The 16,455-nt window shown below is 71.0% G+C and carries 17 protein-coding genes; 9 read left to right on the forward strand and 8 right to left on the reverse strand.

The annotated features are described in order from the left end of the window. Positions 1–20: 20 nt before the first annotated feature. Both ACFYPM_RS09485 and fabG read left to right on the forward strand, forming a co-directional pair. A complete protein-coding gene (locus ACFYPM_RS09485) occupies positions 21–1,673 on the forward strand; it encodes an alpha-amylase family protein (protein WP_387193440.1) in 1,653 nt (550 codons plus the stop codon). A gap of 43 nt (positions 1,674–1,716) precedes the next feature. Continuing rightward, positions 1,717–2,475, forward strand: coding sequence for a 3-oxoacyl-ACP reductase FabG (gene fabG / locus ACFYPM_RS09490; protein ID WP_387193081.1), 759 nt, complete (start codon positions 1,717–1,719; stop codon positions 2,473–2,475). Positions 2,476–2,540: 65 nt separating this feature from the next. Here the strand turns inward: fabG and ACFYPM_RS09495 are convergent, their stop codons facing one another. The 3 genes from ACFYPM_RS09495 to ACFYPM_RS09505 all read right to left on the reverse strand — a co-directional run bounded on the left by ACFYPM_RS09495 (position 2,541) and on the right by ACFYPM_RS09505 (position 3,832). After that, a complete protein-coding gene (locus tag ACFYPM_RS09495) occupies positions 2,541–2,957 on the reverse strand; it encodes a hypothetical protein (protein WP_387193084.1) in 417 nt (138 codons plus the stop codon). Next, entirely contained in the window at positions 2,950–3,342 is a 393-nt protein-coding gene (locus tag ACFYPM_RS09500; protein WP_387193086.1) for a hypothetical protein, read from the reverse strand. Before ACFYPM_RS09500 ends, ACFYPM_RS09495 begins: the two co-directional genes overlap by 8 nt. A 127-nt stretch (positions 3,343–3,469) precedes the next feature. After that, the gene (locus ACFYPM_RS09505) at positions 3,470–3,832 is read right to left on the reverse strand and encodes a cupin domain-containing protein (protein ID WP_387193089.1); all 363 of its coding nucleotides are present in this window, start codon (positions 3,830–3,832) and stop codon (positions 3,470–3,472) included. 195 nt (positions 3,833–4,027) lie between these two features. On the opposite strand from ACFYPM_RS09505, the gene ACFYPM_RS09510 reads away from it, so the two are divergent. Beyond that, complete coding sequence (locus tag ACFYPM_RS09510) at positions 4,028–4,930, forward strand: Gfo/Idh/MocA family protein (protein WP_387193091.1); 903 nt, start codon at positions 4,028–4,030, stop codon at positions 4,928–4,930. A 158-nt stretch (positions 4,931–5,088) separates the two neighbouring features. On the opposite strand, the gene ACFYPM_RS09515 is transcribed toward ACFYPM_RS09510, so the two are convergent. After that, positions 5,089–5,280, reverse strand: a complete 192-nt coding sequence (locus ACFYPM_RS09515; RefSeq protein ID WP_387193094.1) for a DUF2795 domain-containing protein — start codon at positions 5,278–5,280, stop codon at positions 5,089–5,091. 129 nt (positions 5,281–5,409) lie between these two features. Between ACFYPM_RS09515 and ACFYPM_RS09520 the strand changes: the two genes are divergently transcribed. Then, positions 5,410–6,666 (forward strand): erythromycin esterase family protein, encoded by a 1,257-nt coding sequence (locus ACFYPM_RS09520; protein WP_387193097.1) that lies wholly within the window; start codon positions 5,410–5,412, stop codon positions 6,664–6,666. Positions 6,667–6,695: 29 nt separating this feature from the next. Here the strand turns inward: ACFYPM_RS09520 and ACFYPM_RS09525 are convergent, their stop codons facing one another. From ACFYPM_RS09525 to ACFYPM_RS09535, 3 genes are all read right to left on the reverse strand, one after another. Beyond that, positions 6,696–8,909, reverse strand: coding sequence for an MMPL family transporter (locus tag ACFYPM_RS09525; RefSeq protein ID WP_387193100.1), 2,214 nt, complete (start codon positions 8,907–8,909; stop codon positions 6,696–6,698). Then, positions 8,909–9,496, reverse strand: coding sequence for a TetR/AcrR family transcriptional regulator (locus ACFYPM_RS09530; protein ID WP_387193103.1), 588 nt, complete (start codon positions 9,494–9,496; stop codon positions 8,909–8,911). Before ACFYPM_RS09530 ends, ACFYPM_RS09525 begins: the two co-directional genes overlap by 1 nt. Positions 9,497–9,597: 101 nt before the next feature. Then, positions 9,598–10,032 carry a winged helix-turn-helix transcriptional regulator gene (locus ACFYPM_RS09535; RefSeq protein WP_387193106.1) on the reverse strand — a complete coding sequence of 145 codons (435 nt, stop codon included), beginning with the start codon at positions 10,030–10,032 and terminating at the stop codon, positions 9,598–9,600. 77 nt (positions 10,033–10,109) lie between these two features. Here ACFYPM_RS09535 and ACFYPM_RS09540 point away from each other — a divergent pair, with 77 nt between their 5' ends. The 5 genes from ACFYPM_RS09540 (at position 10,110) to ACFYPM_RS09560 (ending at position 15,873) form a co-directional block, all read left to right on the forward strand. Continuing rightward, a complete protein-coding gene (locus ACFYPM_RS09540) occupies positions 10,110–11,570 on the forward strand; it encodes an MFS transporter (RefSeq protein WP_387193108.1) in 1,461 nt (486 codons plus the stop codon). Continuing rightward, a complete protein-coding gene (locus ACFYPM_RS09545) occupies positions 11,567–12,526 on the forward strand; it encodes a DNA polymerase domain-containing protein (RefSeq protein WP_387193111.1) in 960 nt (319 codons plus the stop codon). The genes ACFYPM_RS09540 and ACFYPM_RS09545 overlap by 4 nt, the downstream gene beginning before the upstream one ends. Before the next feature lie 70 nt (positions 12,527–12,596). Next, entirely contained in the window at positions 12,597–13,046 is a 450-nt protein-coding gene (locus tag ACFYPM_RS09550) for a helix-turn-helix transcriptional regulator (protein WP_387193115.1), read from the forward strand. A gap of 5 nt (positions 13,047–13,051) precedes the next feature. Then, the gene (locus tag ACFYPM_RS09555; RefSeq protein ID WP_387193118.1) at positions 13,052–13,462 is read left to right on the forward strand and encodes a VOC family protein; all 411 of its coding nucleotides are present in this window, start codon (positions 13,052–13,054) and stop codon (positions 13,460–13,462) included. 29 nt (positions 13,463–13,491) lie between these two features. Further along, on the forward strand, positions 13,492–15,873 hold the full coding sequence (locus ACFYPM_RS09560; protein WP_387193121.1) for an ATP-binding cassette domain-containing protein: 2,382 nt from the start codon (positions 13,492–13,494) through the stop codon (positions 15,871–15,873). Between the two features lie 130 nt (positions 15,874–16,003). On the opposite strand, the gene ACFYPM_RS09565 is transcribed toward ACFYPM_RS09560, so the two are convergent. Further along, on the reverse strand, positions 16,004–16,195 hold the full coding sequence (locus ACFYPM_RS09565) for a hypothetical protein (RefSeq protein WP_387193124.1): 192 nt from the start codon (positions 16,193–16,195) through the stop codon (positions 16,004–16,006). Positions 16,196–16,455: the final 260 nt, after the last annotated feature.

Here is a 16,455-nt window from a genome sequence, read left to right on the forward strand (position 1 = left end):
AACGGAGATGTTCCTCCGGCATGGGTGACCGTTGGTATTCCGAAGCCGTCGTCTACTGCCTCGACATCGACACGTACGCCGACTCCGACGGCGACGGGGTCGGTGACATCCGTGGGCTCATCGGGAGGCTGGACTACCTGGCCCGGCTCGGGGTGACCTGCCTGTGGCTGCACCCGATCCACCCGTCACCCAACCGCGACGACGGGTACGACGCCACCGACTTCTACAACGTGGACCCGCGCTTCGGCACCCTGGGTGACTTCGCCGAGCTGCTGCACCAGGCCCAGAACCGGGGCATCCGGGTGATCATCGACCTGGTGGTCAACCACACCTCCGACGAGCACCCGTGGTTCCAGTCCGCCCGGTCCTCGCCGGACTCCCCGTACCGCGACTGGTACGTCTGGTCCGACACCGAGCCGGACGACCGGCACCAGGGAATGGTCTTCCCAGGTGAGCAGGACGAGACCTGGAGCTACGACCGGACCGCCAAGGCGTGGTTCTACCACCGGTTCTACAAGTTCCAGCCGGACCTCAACTTCGCCAACCCGCAGGTCCGGGCCGAGGTCAAGAAGATCATGTCGTTCTGGCTCCAGCTCGGCGTCGCCGGCTTCCGGATGGACGCGGTGCCGTTCATCATCGAGCTGACCGAGCCGGGCAACCCGAACTCGCCGAAGGACTTCGAGTTCCTCACCGAGATGCGCCAGCACGTGCAGTGGCGGCGCGGCGACGCCGTCCTGCTGGCCGAGGCGAACGTCGAGCCGGACCAACTGCCGACGTTCTTCGGTGACACCAGCGGGTCCGGCAACCGGATCCACATGCTCTTCGACTTCATGCTCAACGGTCGACTCATGCTCGCCCTGGCCCGGCAGGACCCGGAGTCGCTGATCGAGGCGCTGCGGGACACCCCGAAGCTGCCCGTCGGTGGGCAGTGGGCCACCTTCCTGCGCAACCACGACGAGATCGACCTGTCCCGGCTGACCACCGAACAGCGCAACCAGGTGTACGCGGAGTTCGGCCCGGACGAGACCATGCGCATCTACGACCGGGGCATCCGTCGCCGGCTCGCCCCGATGCTCGGCAACGACCGGCGGCGCATCGAACTGGCGTACGCCCTCCAGTTCTCGATGCGCGGCACGCCGGTGCTGCGCTACGGCGAGGAGATCGGGATGGGCGAGGACCTGTCGCTGCGGGGTCGGGACGCCATCCGTACCCCTATGCAGTGGTCGTACAAGCCGAACGCCGGCTTCTCCACGGCGGAGGAGGAGAAGCTGGTGCGCCCGGTTATCGACAAGGGTGAGTTCGGCTACCAGAACGTCAACGTCACCGCCCAGCGCGGCGACCCGAAGTCGCTGCTCGCCTGGTTCGAGCGCATGATCCGCACCCTGCGGGAGGCCCCGGAGATCGGGTCCGGCTCGACGACGCACATCGACGTGGCGGTGCCCGCCGGTGTGCTCGCGCACCGGGCGGACGGGCCGACCGGGACCATGGTCTTCGTGCACAACCTGGGCACCGACGACGTCGAGGTGGACCTGAGCAGCCTCGAACCGGAGGCCGACATGCCGATCGACGTGCTCACCGACCGCGGTTACGGCGAGCTGGGCAAGCTCGGCGCGGTGAAGGTCTCCGGCTACGGATACCGGTGGATTCGCCTATGCCGGGGGCCGGCCTGTTGACGTTAAGCTCCTCCGATCGACCCCACGTTACCGGGAGGTAATCATGTCGGAGGAGCCCCGCGTCGCCATCGTCACCGGAGCCGCACGCGGCATCGGCGCGGCCACCGCCGGACGGCTGGCCGCCGACGGGATGGCCGTCGCCGTCGTCGACATCGAGGAGTCGGCCACCAAGGACACGGTGGACGCCATCGTCGCCGACGGTGGCCGGGCGCTCGGTGTGGGCGCCGACGTCTCCGACCGGGACCAGGTCGAGGCGGCGGTGGCCCGGATCGCCGCCGACCTGGGCGCGCCCACCGTCCTGGTCAACAACGCCGGCGTGCTGCGCGACAACCTGCTGTTCAAGATGACCAACGCCGACTGGGACACCGTGATGAGGGTGCACCTGCGGGGCGCGTTCCTGTTCAGCCAGGCCGCGCAGAAGCACATGGTGGACCGCAGGTGGGGGCGGATCGTCAACCTCTCCAGCACCTCCGCGCTGGGTAACCGGGGTCAGGCGAACTACGCCGCCGCCAAGGCCGGCCTCCAGGGCTTCACCAAGACGCTCGCCATCGAGCTGGGGCCGTTCGGGGTGACCGTGAACGCGGTCGCGCCCGGCTTCATCGTCACCGACATGACCGCCGCCACCGCCGCCCGGATGAAGGTCGACTTCGACGACTTCAAGAAGCACGCGGCGGCCGAGATCCCGGTGCGTCGCCCGGGGTTCCCGGAGGACGTCGCGCACACCATCTCGTTCCTGGCGAGCGAGGGCGCGGGCTTCGTCTCCGGTCAGGTCATCTACGTCGCGGGCGGCCCCCGGGACTGACCGGCCCGCCGGATGAGGGCGCTCCTTCGCGAAGGAGCGCCCTCATCCGGCGGGTCTGCGGCGGGTCAGGCGGGTGCGCGGCGGGTGCGCCAGAGCCAGATCAGGCCGAGCACCGGCAGCACCAGCGGGATGTAGCCGTACCCGCTGCCGAACTGCGACCAGACCGTCTCGTCCGGGAAGAGCTCCCTGTCGACCAGGCTCAGGATGCCGACCGCGACCACCCCGACCAACTCCACGGAGCAGCACGCCAGCGCGACCCGTCGGCCGGTGTGCCCGGCCCGGGCCAACCCGACCGCCGCCACGATGTAGATGAGCGCGGCCACCCCGGAGAGCAGGTACGCCACCGGCGCCTCGTCGAACTTGGTGGCGAGTTGCAGACCGGCCCGGCTGGTCGCCGCGATGGCGAAGAGCAGGTAGACCGCGATCAGCAGCCGACCCGGGCCGGCGTTCGTGGCGCGTCCGGCCGGTCGTGTCTCAACCACCGAGCACCTCCCAGGTCTGCTGCAACCGGACCACCACCACCGGGGCCACCAGGCAGACCGCGCAGACGATCGCCGAACCCCAACGGGTCGGCTCCATCCGGGCCAGCACCCAGGCCAACGGCGGCAGGCACACGAGCGTGACCAGGTAGCCGAAGAAGGCCCCGGGCTCACCGGGCCGGTCCCCGCCGCCGACCGCGACCAGGGCCAGCACGCTCAACACGAGCAATGCCACTTCGAGTACGCCCAGGCCGATGAACTGCACCCGGTCCGGCGGTCGTTGGCGCACCGCCGCCACCAGCGCCCACACCGCGACGAGCAGCGACAGCACGATCGACACGGTCGCGACGATTCCGTCCACCGGCGAGTCGACGCTCACGCTGGTCACCGGACCTGCCCGGTCGTTGCCTCGGTCACCGGCACAGCCTACTAACCGTCGTAGTAACCGGATGACCCTGCCTCGGTGGGTGGCCGTCGACGGGCGTTCGCGACACTTCGACTGACCGGGGCCGACGTCAGTCGCCGTCCGGCAACCAGTAGACCGAGACGGCGAGGACCGGGTTCGGTCCGTCGTTCCGGAGCTGGTGCGGCACCCCGCTGTCGAACGCCGCGACGTCCCCGGGCCGCAGAACGCGCGTCTGGTCGCCGAAGGTCAAGGTTCCGGCGCCGGACACGATGATCCACACCTCGCGCGACCGATGGACATCGAGGTCGTTCGACGTGTTCGGCGCCACCGACCAGCGAGCGACCTCGAACGGTGCGGGTGCTGTCGACGGAAACGGCAGCAGCGCGCTGTGCACGGGCCCGCCCTCGGCGAAGTCGTACCAGTGTGTGAAGGCGACGGGGCCGCTGGTCAGTGGTGAGTCAGTGCTCGGCATGCCGTCGAGACTGCCTCGCCGCGCGTGAGGTGTCTGGCGGCGATCGGACGTGGCGTTGCCCGGAGCGGGTCCCGTGGAAACGGGGAGGTGGCCGCTTCGATTGGTCGAACCCGCCGCCGTCATGAGCACCGCGGCGACTAGCGTGGGACACGTCCGTGGCGTTGCCGCGGGACGGGGAAAACAGCGGAGGTACACGTGCTGCGGTTCGGCTTGTTCGGCACCGGTCACTGGGCGATCGAGACGCACGGGAAGGCGTTGCACGCACACCCGGACGCGGAGTTGGTCGGGGTGTGGGGGCGTAACCCGGAGCGGGCCTCCGCGCTGGCCGAGCGGTACGGGGTGCCGGCCTACGCCGACGTCGACGCGCTGATCGAGCAGTGTGCGGCGGTCGCCGTCGCGCTGCCGCCGGACGTCCAGGCCGACATCGCGGTCCGGGCCGCGTCCGCCGGGCGGCACCTGCTGCTGGACAAGCCGCTGGCGCTCGGCGTGGCCGACGCCGACCGGGTCGTCGCCGCCGCCGAGGAGTCCGGGGTCGCCTCGGTCGTCTTCTTCACCCAGCGGTTCCAGCCGAACGTGGCAGCTTTCCTCGCCGCCACCGCCGCCGTCGGGGGGTGGCAGCACGGTCGGACCACCGCGTTCGCCTCGATCTTCCAGGACGGCAGCCCGTACGGCGGGTCGTTGTGGCGTCGCGAGCACGGCGCGCTCTGGGACATCGCTCCGCACGCGCTCTCCATCCTCCTGCCGGTGCTGGGCCGGGTGACCCAGGTGGCGGCGATGGACGGGCCGAGCGGGATGGTGCACCTGCTACTCACCCACGAGGGTGGTGCCACGAGCAGCGCCTCGCTCTCCCTGGACGCCCCGACCGAGTCGATGGCCCGGGAGTTCGTGTTCTACGGCGAGAACGGCATCGAGAACGTGCCGTTCGGCGAGAACGACGCCGCCACGGCGTTCGGTGTCGCGATCGACCAACTCGTCGAGCAGGTACGGGCCGGCACCCGGGACCACCGTTGCGACGTCCATTTCGGCCGCGAGGTCGTCGCCATCATCGCCGCCGCCGAAACCGCCCGAGCAGAAGCCCGCACCGTCCTGCTCCCGTAACCCCCGACCCACCCTGCTGGATCGCGGGCTGGATCCCGGTGATCAAGAGGTTTGCGTCACGAAACGACGTGCCAATGACGCAAACCTCTTGATCACCGGGGAAAGCCCGGGGTGGGCCGGGGGAGCCCTGGGAAAGCCAGGGGTGGTTGGGAGCGGTTTTAGGTGAGCGTGGTTAGGGCTGCGGCCAGCTCGTCCGGGGAGGCGAACTGCTCCGGTGGCAACGCCTGCAACATTTGCAGCATCGCCGTGCTGGCCCCGTTCTCCTGGCCCCAGCGGACCAGGTCCTCCCGGGAGACCGAGTAGTCGAGCCCGGCCAGGTACTCCTGCAACTGAACGCCGGTGACGGTCATGCCGGCCGGCTACCCGGTCGCGGTGGGCGTACACCGTGCTGGCCGGCACCGGGGGACGGCCCGGCGGTCGGCGTGTCGGCCCGCGACGCGCCCGCGGTTTGCCCCAGCGGCGGCCGGGTAGCCGCTGGCATGCTGGTTCAGCGGCTCGGCGCGCCGAGCGATTTCGACCCGTTGCTGGAACGCGTACGAGACGCCCGGGTGGTGATGATCGGCGAGTCCACCCACGGCAGCTACGACTACTACCGGTTGCGTGAGCAGCTCACCCGACGGTTGATCGCGGAGTGCGGGTTCTCCTTCGTCGCGGTGGAGGGTGACTGGCCGGACTGTGATCGGGTGCACCGGTCGGTGACCGCCGCGCCCGGCGGCGCGCCCCAGCCGCAGCTCGCGCTCGACCAGTTCGAGCGGTGGCCGACCTGGATGTGGGCCAACGCCGAGGTGGCCCGGTTCGCCACCTGGTTGCGGGCCTGGAACGTGGAGCGGCCGGAGGCCCAACGCGCGGGGTTCCACGGGCTCGACGTGTACAGCCTCTGGGAGTCGATGCAGGCGATCTTCGACTATCTGGGGGAGGAGGACCCGACGTCGCTGGAGGCGGCGCAGGACGCGTACCGGTGTTTCGAGCCGTACGGCAAGAGGGTTGAGGAGTACGGCGCGGCCAGCCGGTTCGTCTCCGCCCGTTGTGAGGAGGAGGTGGTCCGCCTGCTCGCCCGGACCCGTGAACACGCACTCTCCGACGGGCCGGACCGCTTCTCGGCCTGGCAGAACGCGGAGGTGGTGGCGGGCGCGGAGCGGTACTACCGGGCGATGGTGGCCGGCGGGCCGGACTCGTGGAACATCCGCGACACCCACATGCAGGACACCCTGGACCGGTTGCTGGACCGGTACGGCCCGGATGCCCGGGGCGTCGTCTGGGCGCACAACACGCACGTCGGGGACGCGCGGGCCACCGACATGGCCGCGGACGGGATGGTCAACATTGGTCAGTTGGCCCGGGAACGGCACGGCGACGACGCCGTGGCACTGATCGGCTTCGGCAGCTACCGGGGCACGGTGATCGCCGCACCCCGCTGGGGCTCACCTCCCGAGCCGATGGTGGTGCCACCGGCTCGGGAGGGGTCGGTCGAGCGGCGGCTGCACGAGTTGATGCCGGACCGGGCGGTGCTGATCTTCGGGGGTGACGACCAGCCGGGCTGGGTGACCGACACCGTGGACCATCGGGCGATCGGGGTCGTCTACGACCCGTCCTTCGAGTCCTGGGGCAACTACGTGCCGACGCGGCTCGGCGACCGGTACGACGCCTTCATCTGGTGCGACGAGACCACGGCTCTGCACCCGCTGCCGGTGCCGGCCGCCCCCGGCGAGATGGAGACGTACCCGGCCGGGGTGTGACCGGGTACGCCTGCGCAGGTAGGACAGGGTCAGACGTGGGTCGGGGTGCGTTCCTCCAGGTGGGTGCGCAGGCCCTCGCCTTCGATGTCGACGTTCGGGAGAGCGCGGTTGAGCCAGCTCGGCAGCCACCAGGCGCGGTCGCCGAGCAGTGACATCACCGCCGGGACGATAGTCATCCGGACCACGAACGCGTCGATGGCGACGCCGACCGCGAGGGCGAAGCCCATCGACTTGATCACCGGGTCCTCCAGGAAGACGAAGCCCCCGAAGACCGAGATCATGATCAGCGCGGCGGCGGTGACCACCCGGGCGCCGTGCCCCATGCCGCTGATGGTGGCCTGCCGGGCGGTTTTGCCGTGGACGAAGTCCTCCCGCATCCGGGACACCAGGAACACCTCGTAGTCCATGGCGAGCCCGAACAGGATGCCGATGAGCAGGATCGGCAGGAAGCTGATCAGCGGACCGGGCGTGTCCAGGCCGACCAGGTCGGCGAGGTGCCCCTGCTGGAAGACGGCCACCGTGATGCCGAACGTGGCGGCGACGGTGAGCAGGAAGCCCAACGCGGCCTTGACCGGCACCAGCAGCGAGCGGAACACCAGCATCAGCAGCAGCACCGACAGCCCGACCACCAGCAGCAGGTAGGTCGGCAGCGCGTCGGAGAGCTTCTCGGAGACGTCGATGCCGATCGCGGTGGCACCGGTGAGCAGCACGTCCGCGTCGCGGATCCCGCCCACCGCGCCCCGGATGTCGTGCACCAGGGTTTCGGTGGCCTCGTCGGTCGGGCCGGTCTTCGGCACCACGGCGAGCAGCGCGGTCCGGCCGTCCGGGCTGAGCTGGGGTGGCGCCACCGCGAGGACGTTCTCGGTGCGCTGGAGCAGCGCGGTCACCTGCGGCACGGCGGCCGAGGTGGCCTGCGGGTTGTCACCGGCGACCACCACCGCGAGCCGGCCGGTGAAGCCCGCCCCGAAACCCTCGACGGTCAGGTCGTTGGCCACCCGGGCGGGTGAGCCGACGGCGGCCGTCGCGGCGCCCGGCAGAGCCAGCCGCATGTCCGGCGTGGGCAGCGCGAGCAGCCCCAGGCCGAGCAGGCCGACCAGGATGACAGGTACGCGGAACCGCGTGATCAGCCGCGCCCAGCGGAACCCGAACCGGGACTCGTCCTCGGCCGGGGCGGCGGCCGGCCGGTCGAGGTGGTCCGAGTGGTCGGCGGTCGTGCCGTCGGTGACCGCTGCTCGCAGCCGGCGGGGGAGTACCCGGCGACCGGCGAAGCCGAGCAGGGCCGGCTGGAGGGTGATCGCGACGAGCACCGCGACGCTGACCGTGCCGGCGGCGGCGAGACCCATCACGGTGAGGAAGGGGATGTTCACCACGGCCAGTCCGGCCAGCGCGATGACCACAGTCGCGCCCGCGAAGACCACCGCGGAGCCGGCGGTGCCGACCGCTCGGCCGACCGCCTCCTCCGGGGACAGGCCTTCGAGCAGGTTCTGCCGGTGCCGGGAGGTGATGAACAACGAGTAGTCGATGCCGACGGCGAGGCCGAGCATCAGCGCCAGGATCGGCGCGGTGCCGGTCAACTCGATGACGCCGCTGAGCGCGAACAGGCCGGCCATGCCGACGCCCACGCCGATCAGCGCGTTGAGCATTGTCATTCCGGCGGCGACCAGGGAGCCGAACGTGATGATCAGGACGATCGCGGCGACCAGTACGCCGAGCGCCTCGGTGGAGCCGATCTCCGGCTCACCACCCAGCACCTCGCCACCCGGGGCGACCTGCCAGCCCTTCGCCTCGGCGGCGGCGCCGACCTCCTCGTACGCGGTGCGCTGCTCGTCGGTCACCTCGTCGCCGCCGCCGGAGAACTGGACCTGGACCAGGGCGTAGCGGCCGTTGGGCGAGACCGCGCCGACCTGGAGCGGGTTGACCGCGCCGACCACGCCGGGCAGGGTCGAGGCCTCCTGGACCAGTTCCTGCACCACGGCCTGGCCCTCGGGCGTGGCCAGTTGGCCGTCGGCCGGCGCCTTGACCGCGATGGTGCCGGTGGCGCCGCTGGCCGCGGGGAACTGCTGGCCGAGCAGGTCGAGCGCGCGCTGGCTCTCGGTGCCGGGCATCGTGAAGTTGCTCGCCGTCGGGCCGCGCAGGGTCGCCGCGGCCAGGCCGGCGACGACGAGTACGACGAGCCAGAGCGCGACGACGAGCCGTCGCCGGCGCAACGCGCCCCGGCCGAGCCGGTAGAGCAGGGTGGCCATCAGGAGTCCTTGTCCTCGGTCGTGGGTGGTTGGGGCAGGGGTGCGTCGACGGGTTCGACGGCCCGTCGGACGAGAGTGAGCAGGGCGGAGCGCAGTTCGTCGTCGGGGATGTCGGTGAACTCGCCGCACGCCTCGGAGATCCCGGCGAGCAGCACCAGCGCGGCGATCCGGGCGCCCGGCCGGTCGGAGTGGCCGGCCAGCGCGTCGCGCAGCCGGTCGGAGATCTGTTGGATGTGCGCGAAGGCCGGCTGGCACAGCAGTTCCGGGAACTCGCCGCGCAGCACCGCGATCTCCCGCCGGAAACGGACCGCGAGGTCGACGAAGCCCTGCGCGGCGATCTCCTGCGCGGCCGAACCGGTCTGGCCCGTGAGCCGGTCGTCGAGGTCGCGCAGCACGCCGATCGCCGGGGCCATCAGTTCGGCGAGCAGGGCTTCCTTGTTGGCGAAGTGGTAGAGGACGGTGGCCTTGGAGCAGCCGACCTGACGGGCGATGTCCTGTAGGGAGGTGCCCCGGTAGCCGCTCACCGTGAACTGCCGGGCCGCCGCGGCGAGAATCTCACCGTGTGTGTCGGACACCGCTCTGACCATGGTCGGTCCACCTCCCGCGAACCAGCATGCCTGACCGATCGGTCAGACCCTGACCGATCGGTCAGAGGAAAGCGGTGGCGTTCACCACACCTCGGCCTGGTTTATCCGGCGTGCTCGGCGTCGTACCTGGTCCGCGCCTCGGCGATGGCGCGGCGGTGCCGCTCGGCCCAGGCGGTCAGCGCCACCAGCGACTCGTACAGCTCCAGCGCCATCGGGGTGGCGGTGTACTCGACCTTGGGCGGAACGGTCGGGTAGACCCTGCGGTGCAGCAGGCCGTCCCGTTCCAGGTTGCGCAGCGTCAGGGTGAGCATCCGGCGGCTGATCCCCTCGATGTGCCGCTCCAACTCGGTGAAGCGCACCGGCCCGTGTGAGGCGGCCACCAGGACCCCGATGCTCCACTTGCCACCGACCCGGTCGAGCACCTGGCGGACGGTGCACGCCCGAGCCTGACCCGGGGCGAACGGCACGTTCTCGGCCGTGCAGGTCACCTCGGCTTCGACCAGGGCGGACACATCGCTGTTCCTCTGGGACATCACAGTGCCTCCTTCCGCTCTGGTTGATGGTCACAGACGATGACCTCGGTAACAAAGTGTGCACCAAAGGAGGGGGTTTCATGGACCGCGTCGTCCCGTCCCGCTGGCCAGCGCTGCTCGTACTCTGCGCCGGCAGCCTGATGATCATCCTGGATGGCACAGTGGTGGCGGTGGCGCTGCCCGCCGTACAACGTGATCTGGGCTTCACCGCCGTCGGCCTGGCGTGGGTGGTCAACGCGTACCTGGTCGCGTTCGGCGGGCTGCTCCTGCTCGCCGGCCGACTCGGCGACCTGCTCGGCCGGCGGGGGGTCTTCCTGGCCGGCGTCGCGCTGTTCACCCTGGCCTCGTTGGCCTGCGCGGCCGCCACCGGGCCGGCCATGCTGGTGGCCGCCCGCTTCGGCCAGGGCGTCGGTGGGGCGCTGGCCATGGCGGTCAGCCTCGGCATGATCGTCCGGCTCTATCCCGAACCGGCCGAGCGCGCCCGCGCGATCGCCGTCTTCAGCTTCACCGGAGCGGCCGGCGCGTCGGTCGGCACCGTCGCCGGCGGAGTGCTCACCGACGCGGCCGGGTGGCGGGCGATCTTCCTGGTCAACCTGCCGATCGGGGCGGCCATCCTGCTCACGGCCGTCCGCCGGCTGCCCGCCGAACGGGGAATCGGCCTGCGGGCTGGCCTGGACCTGCCTGGCGCACTGCTCGTCACCGCCGGTCTGATGGCCGCCGTGCTGGGCATCGTGGGGACCGGCGAGCACGGCTGGACCAGCCCGCGCACCCTCGGCGCGGTGGCCCTCGCGGCGCTGCTGCTCGGCGGGTTCGTGCTCCGCCAACGGGTGGCGGCGACCCCGCTGCTGCCGGGTCGGGTGCTACGCGTCCCCGGCCTGGTGGCGGCGAACGCCGTGCAGTTGCTCATGGTATCCGCGTACTTCGGCTTCCAGTTCCTGCTCGCCGTGGAGCTGCAACTGGTGCTCGGGCTGGACGCGGCCACGACCGGCTGGGCCTTCCTGCCCACCCCGGTGGTGATCGCGGTAGTGTCACTCGGCCTGGCCGGTCGGCTGATCGCCCGCTGGGGCGCCCGGACCGTGCTGCTGGTCGGGCTGGGCCTGGCCACCGTCGGCTTCCTGCTGATCTCCCGGTTGCCCACCGACGGCGCCTACCTCGCCGACGTACTCCCGGCGATGCTGGTCTTCGGGATGGCCGGCGGTCTGACCCTGCCGGCGGTCACCACCCTGGCCATGGCCGGCGCGACCGACACGGACGCCGGGCTCGCCTCCGGCCTGGTCAACACCACCCAGCAGGTCGGCGGGGCGGTCGGCCTGGCCGCGCTGGCCACCCTGGCCGCCGCCCGCAGCGACAGCCTGCGGGCCGCCGGTTGGGCCGAGACGGCCGCGTTGGCCGGTGGCTACCGGATGGCGTTCACCGTGGCCGCCGCCCTGGTGGCCGCCGCACTGCTGGTGGCTTTGACCGCGCTGCCCGGCACCCGACCGCGGGCCGACCGGCAGGGCAGGTTGACCGACGGCTCCGGGGCCGCGAAGGTGGTCGGGTGAGTAAGGCCGACGAGACCCGGGACGGCGTGGCCCTGACCAACCTGGACCAGCCGCTGTCCGACCGTGATGACGCGACGAAGCGCGACCTGGTCGACTACCTCGACGCCGTCAGTGGGCGGATCCTGCCGCAGTTGCGGGACCGCCCGCTGTCGGTGATCCGGGTCCGCCCCGGTCAGCCGCCCTTCATGCAGAAGAACCTGCCCCGCTACACCCCGGACTGGGTCCGCCGGGTGCCGGTCTGGGCGGAGGCGTCGCACCGGGAGATCTCGTACGCCCTCTGCGACGACAGGCGCACCCTGCTCTGGTTCGCCAACCAGCGGGCGGTGGAGTACCACCCGACGCTGGCCACCACCGCCGATCCGCACCGACCGACCCACCTGGTGCTCGACCTGGACCCGCCGGAGGGTGACGGCTTCCGGGCGGCCGTCGCCGCGGCCCTGCTGGTCCGGCAGGCACTTGCCGACGCCGGCCTGGCCGGTGCGGTCAAGACCAGCGGTGCCAAGGGTGTGCACGTGTTCGTCCCGGTGGACGGCGATCCCACGGCGGAGGAGTTGGCCGCCGCCACCCGGGCGCTCGCCGTCCGTGCCGAGCGGCTCGACCCGGCGCTGGCCACCACCGCGTACCTCAAGGAGGACCGGGGTGGCCGGGTCTTCGTGGATGCCACCCGGGCGGGCGGGGCGACGGTGGTGGCGACGTACAGCCCTCGGCTGCGCCCCGGCCTGCCGGTCTCCTTCCCGGTCGACTGGGCCGACCTGACCGAGGTGGCCCCGGCCGATTTCACCATCCGGACCGCGCCGGCGCTGCTCGGCGACGGCGACCCGTGGGCCGCGCTGATGCCGGCCCCGCAGCCGCTCCCGGACGACCTGGTCGCCGAGGGTCGTACCATCCCGGTGGCCCGGGTGCAGGCCATGCACGAGGGAAAGCGGCGGGCCCGCGCCCGTCGCGCGGCCGGCTGACCGGATCGCCGGTCGCCGCGCACGCCTGGCGAGCGGCCGATTGTCGGTGGGTTGTGGCACGATTTCCCAGGTGAGCAGCAAACCCGACGCGACCCAGCGACTGGGCGACCTCGCGCGGCTGCGCCGGGTCCGCGACCGGATCGACCGGGAGTACGCGTCTCCGCTCGACGTCGAGGCGCTCGCCCGCGGCGCACACCTGTCGGCCGGGCACCTCAGCCGCGAGTTCCGGCTCGCCTACGGCGAATCTCCGTACAGCTATCTCATGACACGGCGCATCGAGCGCGCGATGGCATTGCTGCGCCGGGGTGACCTCAGCGTCACCGACGTCTGTTTCGCGGTCGGTTGTTCGTCCCTGGGCACCTTCAGCACCCGTTTCACCGAGCTGGTCGGCGTGCCGCCGAGCGTCTACCGGCGGCAGGCGGCGCAGGCGGCGGCGGGACTGCCGTCGTGCGTGGCGAAGCAGGTGACCAGACCGATCAGGAATCGAGAAGCGCAGGTCGCGGAGCCACAACTAGCGTGACGGGCATGGACATCACCATTCACTCGAGCTTCCTTCCGCACACCGACCCGGACGCCTCGCTGGCCTTCTACCGCGACGTCCTCGGTTTCGAGGTCCGCCTCGACGTCGGGTACGAGGGGATGCGCTGGATCACCGTCGGGCCGCCCGGCCAGCCCAGCACGGCCATCGTCCTGCACCCGCCGGCCGCCAACCCGGGCATCACCGACGACGAGCGGCAGACCATCCTCGAGTTGGTGGCCAAGGGAAGCTACTTCGGCGTCAACCTGGCCACCACCGACCTCGACGCCACCTTCGCCAAGCTGGAGGCCACCGACGCCGAGGTCGTCCAGGAGCCGACCGAGCAGCCGTACGGCGTCCGGGACTGCGCCTTCCGCGATCCTGCCGGCAATCTGATCCGCATCCAGGAAGTGCGCTGACCGTCCGACCCCGGACAGATGGAGACCTGATGAGCACGGCCACCCCGCCGTCCACCCCGCACGTCGCGGACAGCCACGACCTGATCCGCGTGCAGGGCGCGCGCGTCAACAACCTCCGGGACGTCAGCGTCGAGATCCCGAAGCGCAGGCTGACGGTGTTCACAGGTGTCTCCGGCTCCGGCAAGAGTTCGTTGGTGTTCGGCACCATCGCCGCCGAGTCGCAGCGGATGATCAACGAGACGTACAGCGCGTTCCTGCAGGGCTTCATGCCGACGTTGGCGCGGCCCGAGGTCGACCTGCTGGACGGCCTGACGACGGCGATCATCGTGGACCAGGAGCGGATGGGCGCCAACTCCCGATCCACCGTCGGCACCGCCACCGACGCCAACGCGATGCTGCGCATCCTGTTCAGCCGCCTCGGGCAGCCGCACATCGGCTCGCCCAACGCGTACTCCTTCAACGTCCCCTCGGTGAAGGCCACCGGCGCGATCACCGTCGACCGGGGCGTGGGCAGGACGAAGACCGAGAAGGCGACCTTCACCCGGCTCGGCGGGATGTGCCCGCGCTGCGAGGGCATGGGTTCGATCAACGACATCGACCTGTCGGCGCTGTACGACGACAGCCTCTCGCTCAACGAGGGCGCGATCACGATCCCGGGCTACAGCATGGAGGGCTGGTACGGCCGGATCTTCCGTGGCTGCGGCTACTTCGACCCGGACAAGCCGATCGGCAAGTACACCAAGCGCGAGCAGCACGACCTGCTCCACCGGGAGCCCACGAAGATCAAGATCGACGGGATCAACCTGACGTACGCGGGCCTGATCCCGTCGATCCAGAAGTCCTTCCTGGCCAAGGACATCGACGCGTTGCAACCGCACATCCGCGCCTTCGTGGAGCGGGCGGTGACCTTCACGACCTGTCCCGAGTGCGCCGGCACCCGGCTCAGCAAGGAGGCCCGGTCGTCGAAGATCAAGGGAAAGAACATCGCCGACGCCTGCGCGATGCAGATCAGTGATCTCGCCGCCTGGGTCCGGGGGGTCAAGGAGCCGTCGGTGACCCCGTTGCTGGCGGGGCTGCAACACCTCCTCGACTCGTTCGAGGAGATCGGCCTGGGTTACCTCTCGCTCGACCGGCCGTCGGGCACCCTGTCCGGCGGCGAGGCCCAGCGCACCAAGATGATCCGTCACCTCGGCTCCTCGCTCACGGACGTCACGTACGTCTTCGACGAGCCGACGATCGGGCTGCACCCGCACGACATCCAGCGGATGAACAAGCTGCTGCTCCAACTGCGCGACAAGGGCAACACGGTCCTGGTCGTGGAGCACAAGCCGGAGGCCATCGCCATCGCCGACCACGTCGTCGACCTCGGCCCCGGCGCCGGCACGGACGGCGGCACCATCTGCTACGCGGGCAGCCTGAACGGCCTGCGCGCCAGCGGCACCAGCACCGGCCGCCACCTCGACGACCGGGCCGCCCTCAAGGAGACGGTACGCACGCCCACCGGCAAGCTGGAGATCCGTGGCGCGACGGCCAACAACCTCCAGGACGTGGACGTCGACGTACCGCTCGGGGTGCTCGTCGTCGTCACCGGCGTCGCCGGCTCGGGTAAGAGTTCGCTCGTGCGCTCCTCGATTCCCGCAGGTGCCGGTGTGGTCTCGATCGACCAGGGTGCGATTCGTGGCTCACGGCGGAGCAACCCGGCCACCTACACCGGGTTGCTCGACCCGATCCGCAAGGCGTTCGCGAAGGCCAACGGTGTGAAGCCGGCACTGTTCAGCGCCAACTCCGAGGGCGCCTGCCCGAGCTGCAACGGCGCCGGCGTGATCTACACCGACCTGGGGATGATGGCCGGCGTCGCCGCCGGATGCGAGGACTGCGAGGGCAAGCGGTTCCAGGCCTCGGTGTTGGAATACCGCTTCGGCGGTCGCGACATCAGCGAGGTGCTCGCGATGTCGGTGACCGAGGCCGAGAAGTTCTTCGGCACCGGCGAGGCCCGTACGCCTGCCGCGCACGCCATCCTCGACCGGCTCGCCGACGTCGGGCTCGGCTACCTCAGCCTGGGTCAACCGCTCACCACCCTGTCCGGCGGGGAGCGGCAGCGCCTCAAGCTGGCCACCCACATGGCCGAGAAGGGTGGCGTCTACGTCCTCGACGAGCCGACGACCGGCCTGCACCTGGCCGACGTCGAGCAACTGCTCGGCCTGCTCGACCGCCTCGTCGACGCCGGCAAGTCGGTGATCGTCATCGAGCACCACCAGGCGGTCATGGCGCACGCGGACTGGATCATCGACCTCGGTCCCGGGGCCGGCCACGACGGGGGGCGGATCGTCTTCGAGGGCACCCCGGCCGACCTCGTCGCCGGTCGCGCCACCCTCACCGGGGAGCATCTCGCCGCGTATGTCGCCGGCTGACCGTGGCCCGCCCGCCCGCCGGTCGCTCATCCAGGCGACCGACGGGCGGACCCGCTGGGCCGTGCTCGCCGCCAGGCCTCTGCGCGGCACGGCCAGCAGCGCGGCTCGGCCTCGACTGTGACACCGGCTGCTACGAGCCGAGCATCTGGTTCAGGGCCGGCACGGCGGCGCCTCCTGCCCCGAGAGCCGCGAGCAACGTGGACGGCCAACTGCCCGTCTGCATGAAGGTCAGAATCCCGACCAGCATGGCAAACATCATGGCGATCATGAGGATCACCGCCCAGCGGGTGGGCAGCGGTGCGCCGGATGACGGAGAGGACATGATCCGAGGTCCCTTCGGTAACGACAACGTGCTGCCGGGGCCGGCTCTGGCGTGTGGCTGGTCAGCGCGCTGGCGGCAGTGGCGCCGCCGTGGATCCATGGTTTCCAGTGGCCAGGGCAACGCCAAGGTCCCGGACGCGACGACGGCGGGACAGTCCGGACTGGATCGGCAGCGGTTTGTCCACTCGGCCGATTCCCGCTCCTAAATGCGCGTGTCCCGCCGTCCGATCGGCGGGACAGGGAAGGGACATGCGTCCAACC

The sequence above is a fragment of the Micromonospora sp. NPDC005203 genome (assembly GCF_042872705.1).
GTDB lineage: Bacteria > Actinomycetota > Actinomycetes > Mycobacteriales > Micromonosporaceae > Micromonospora.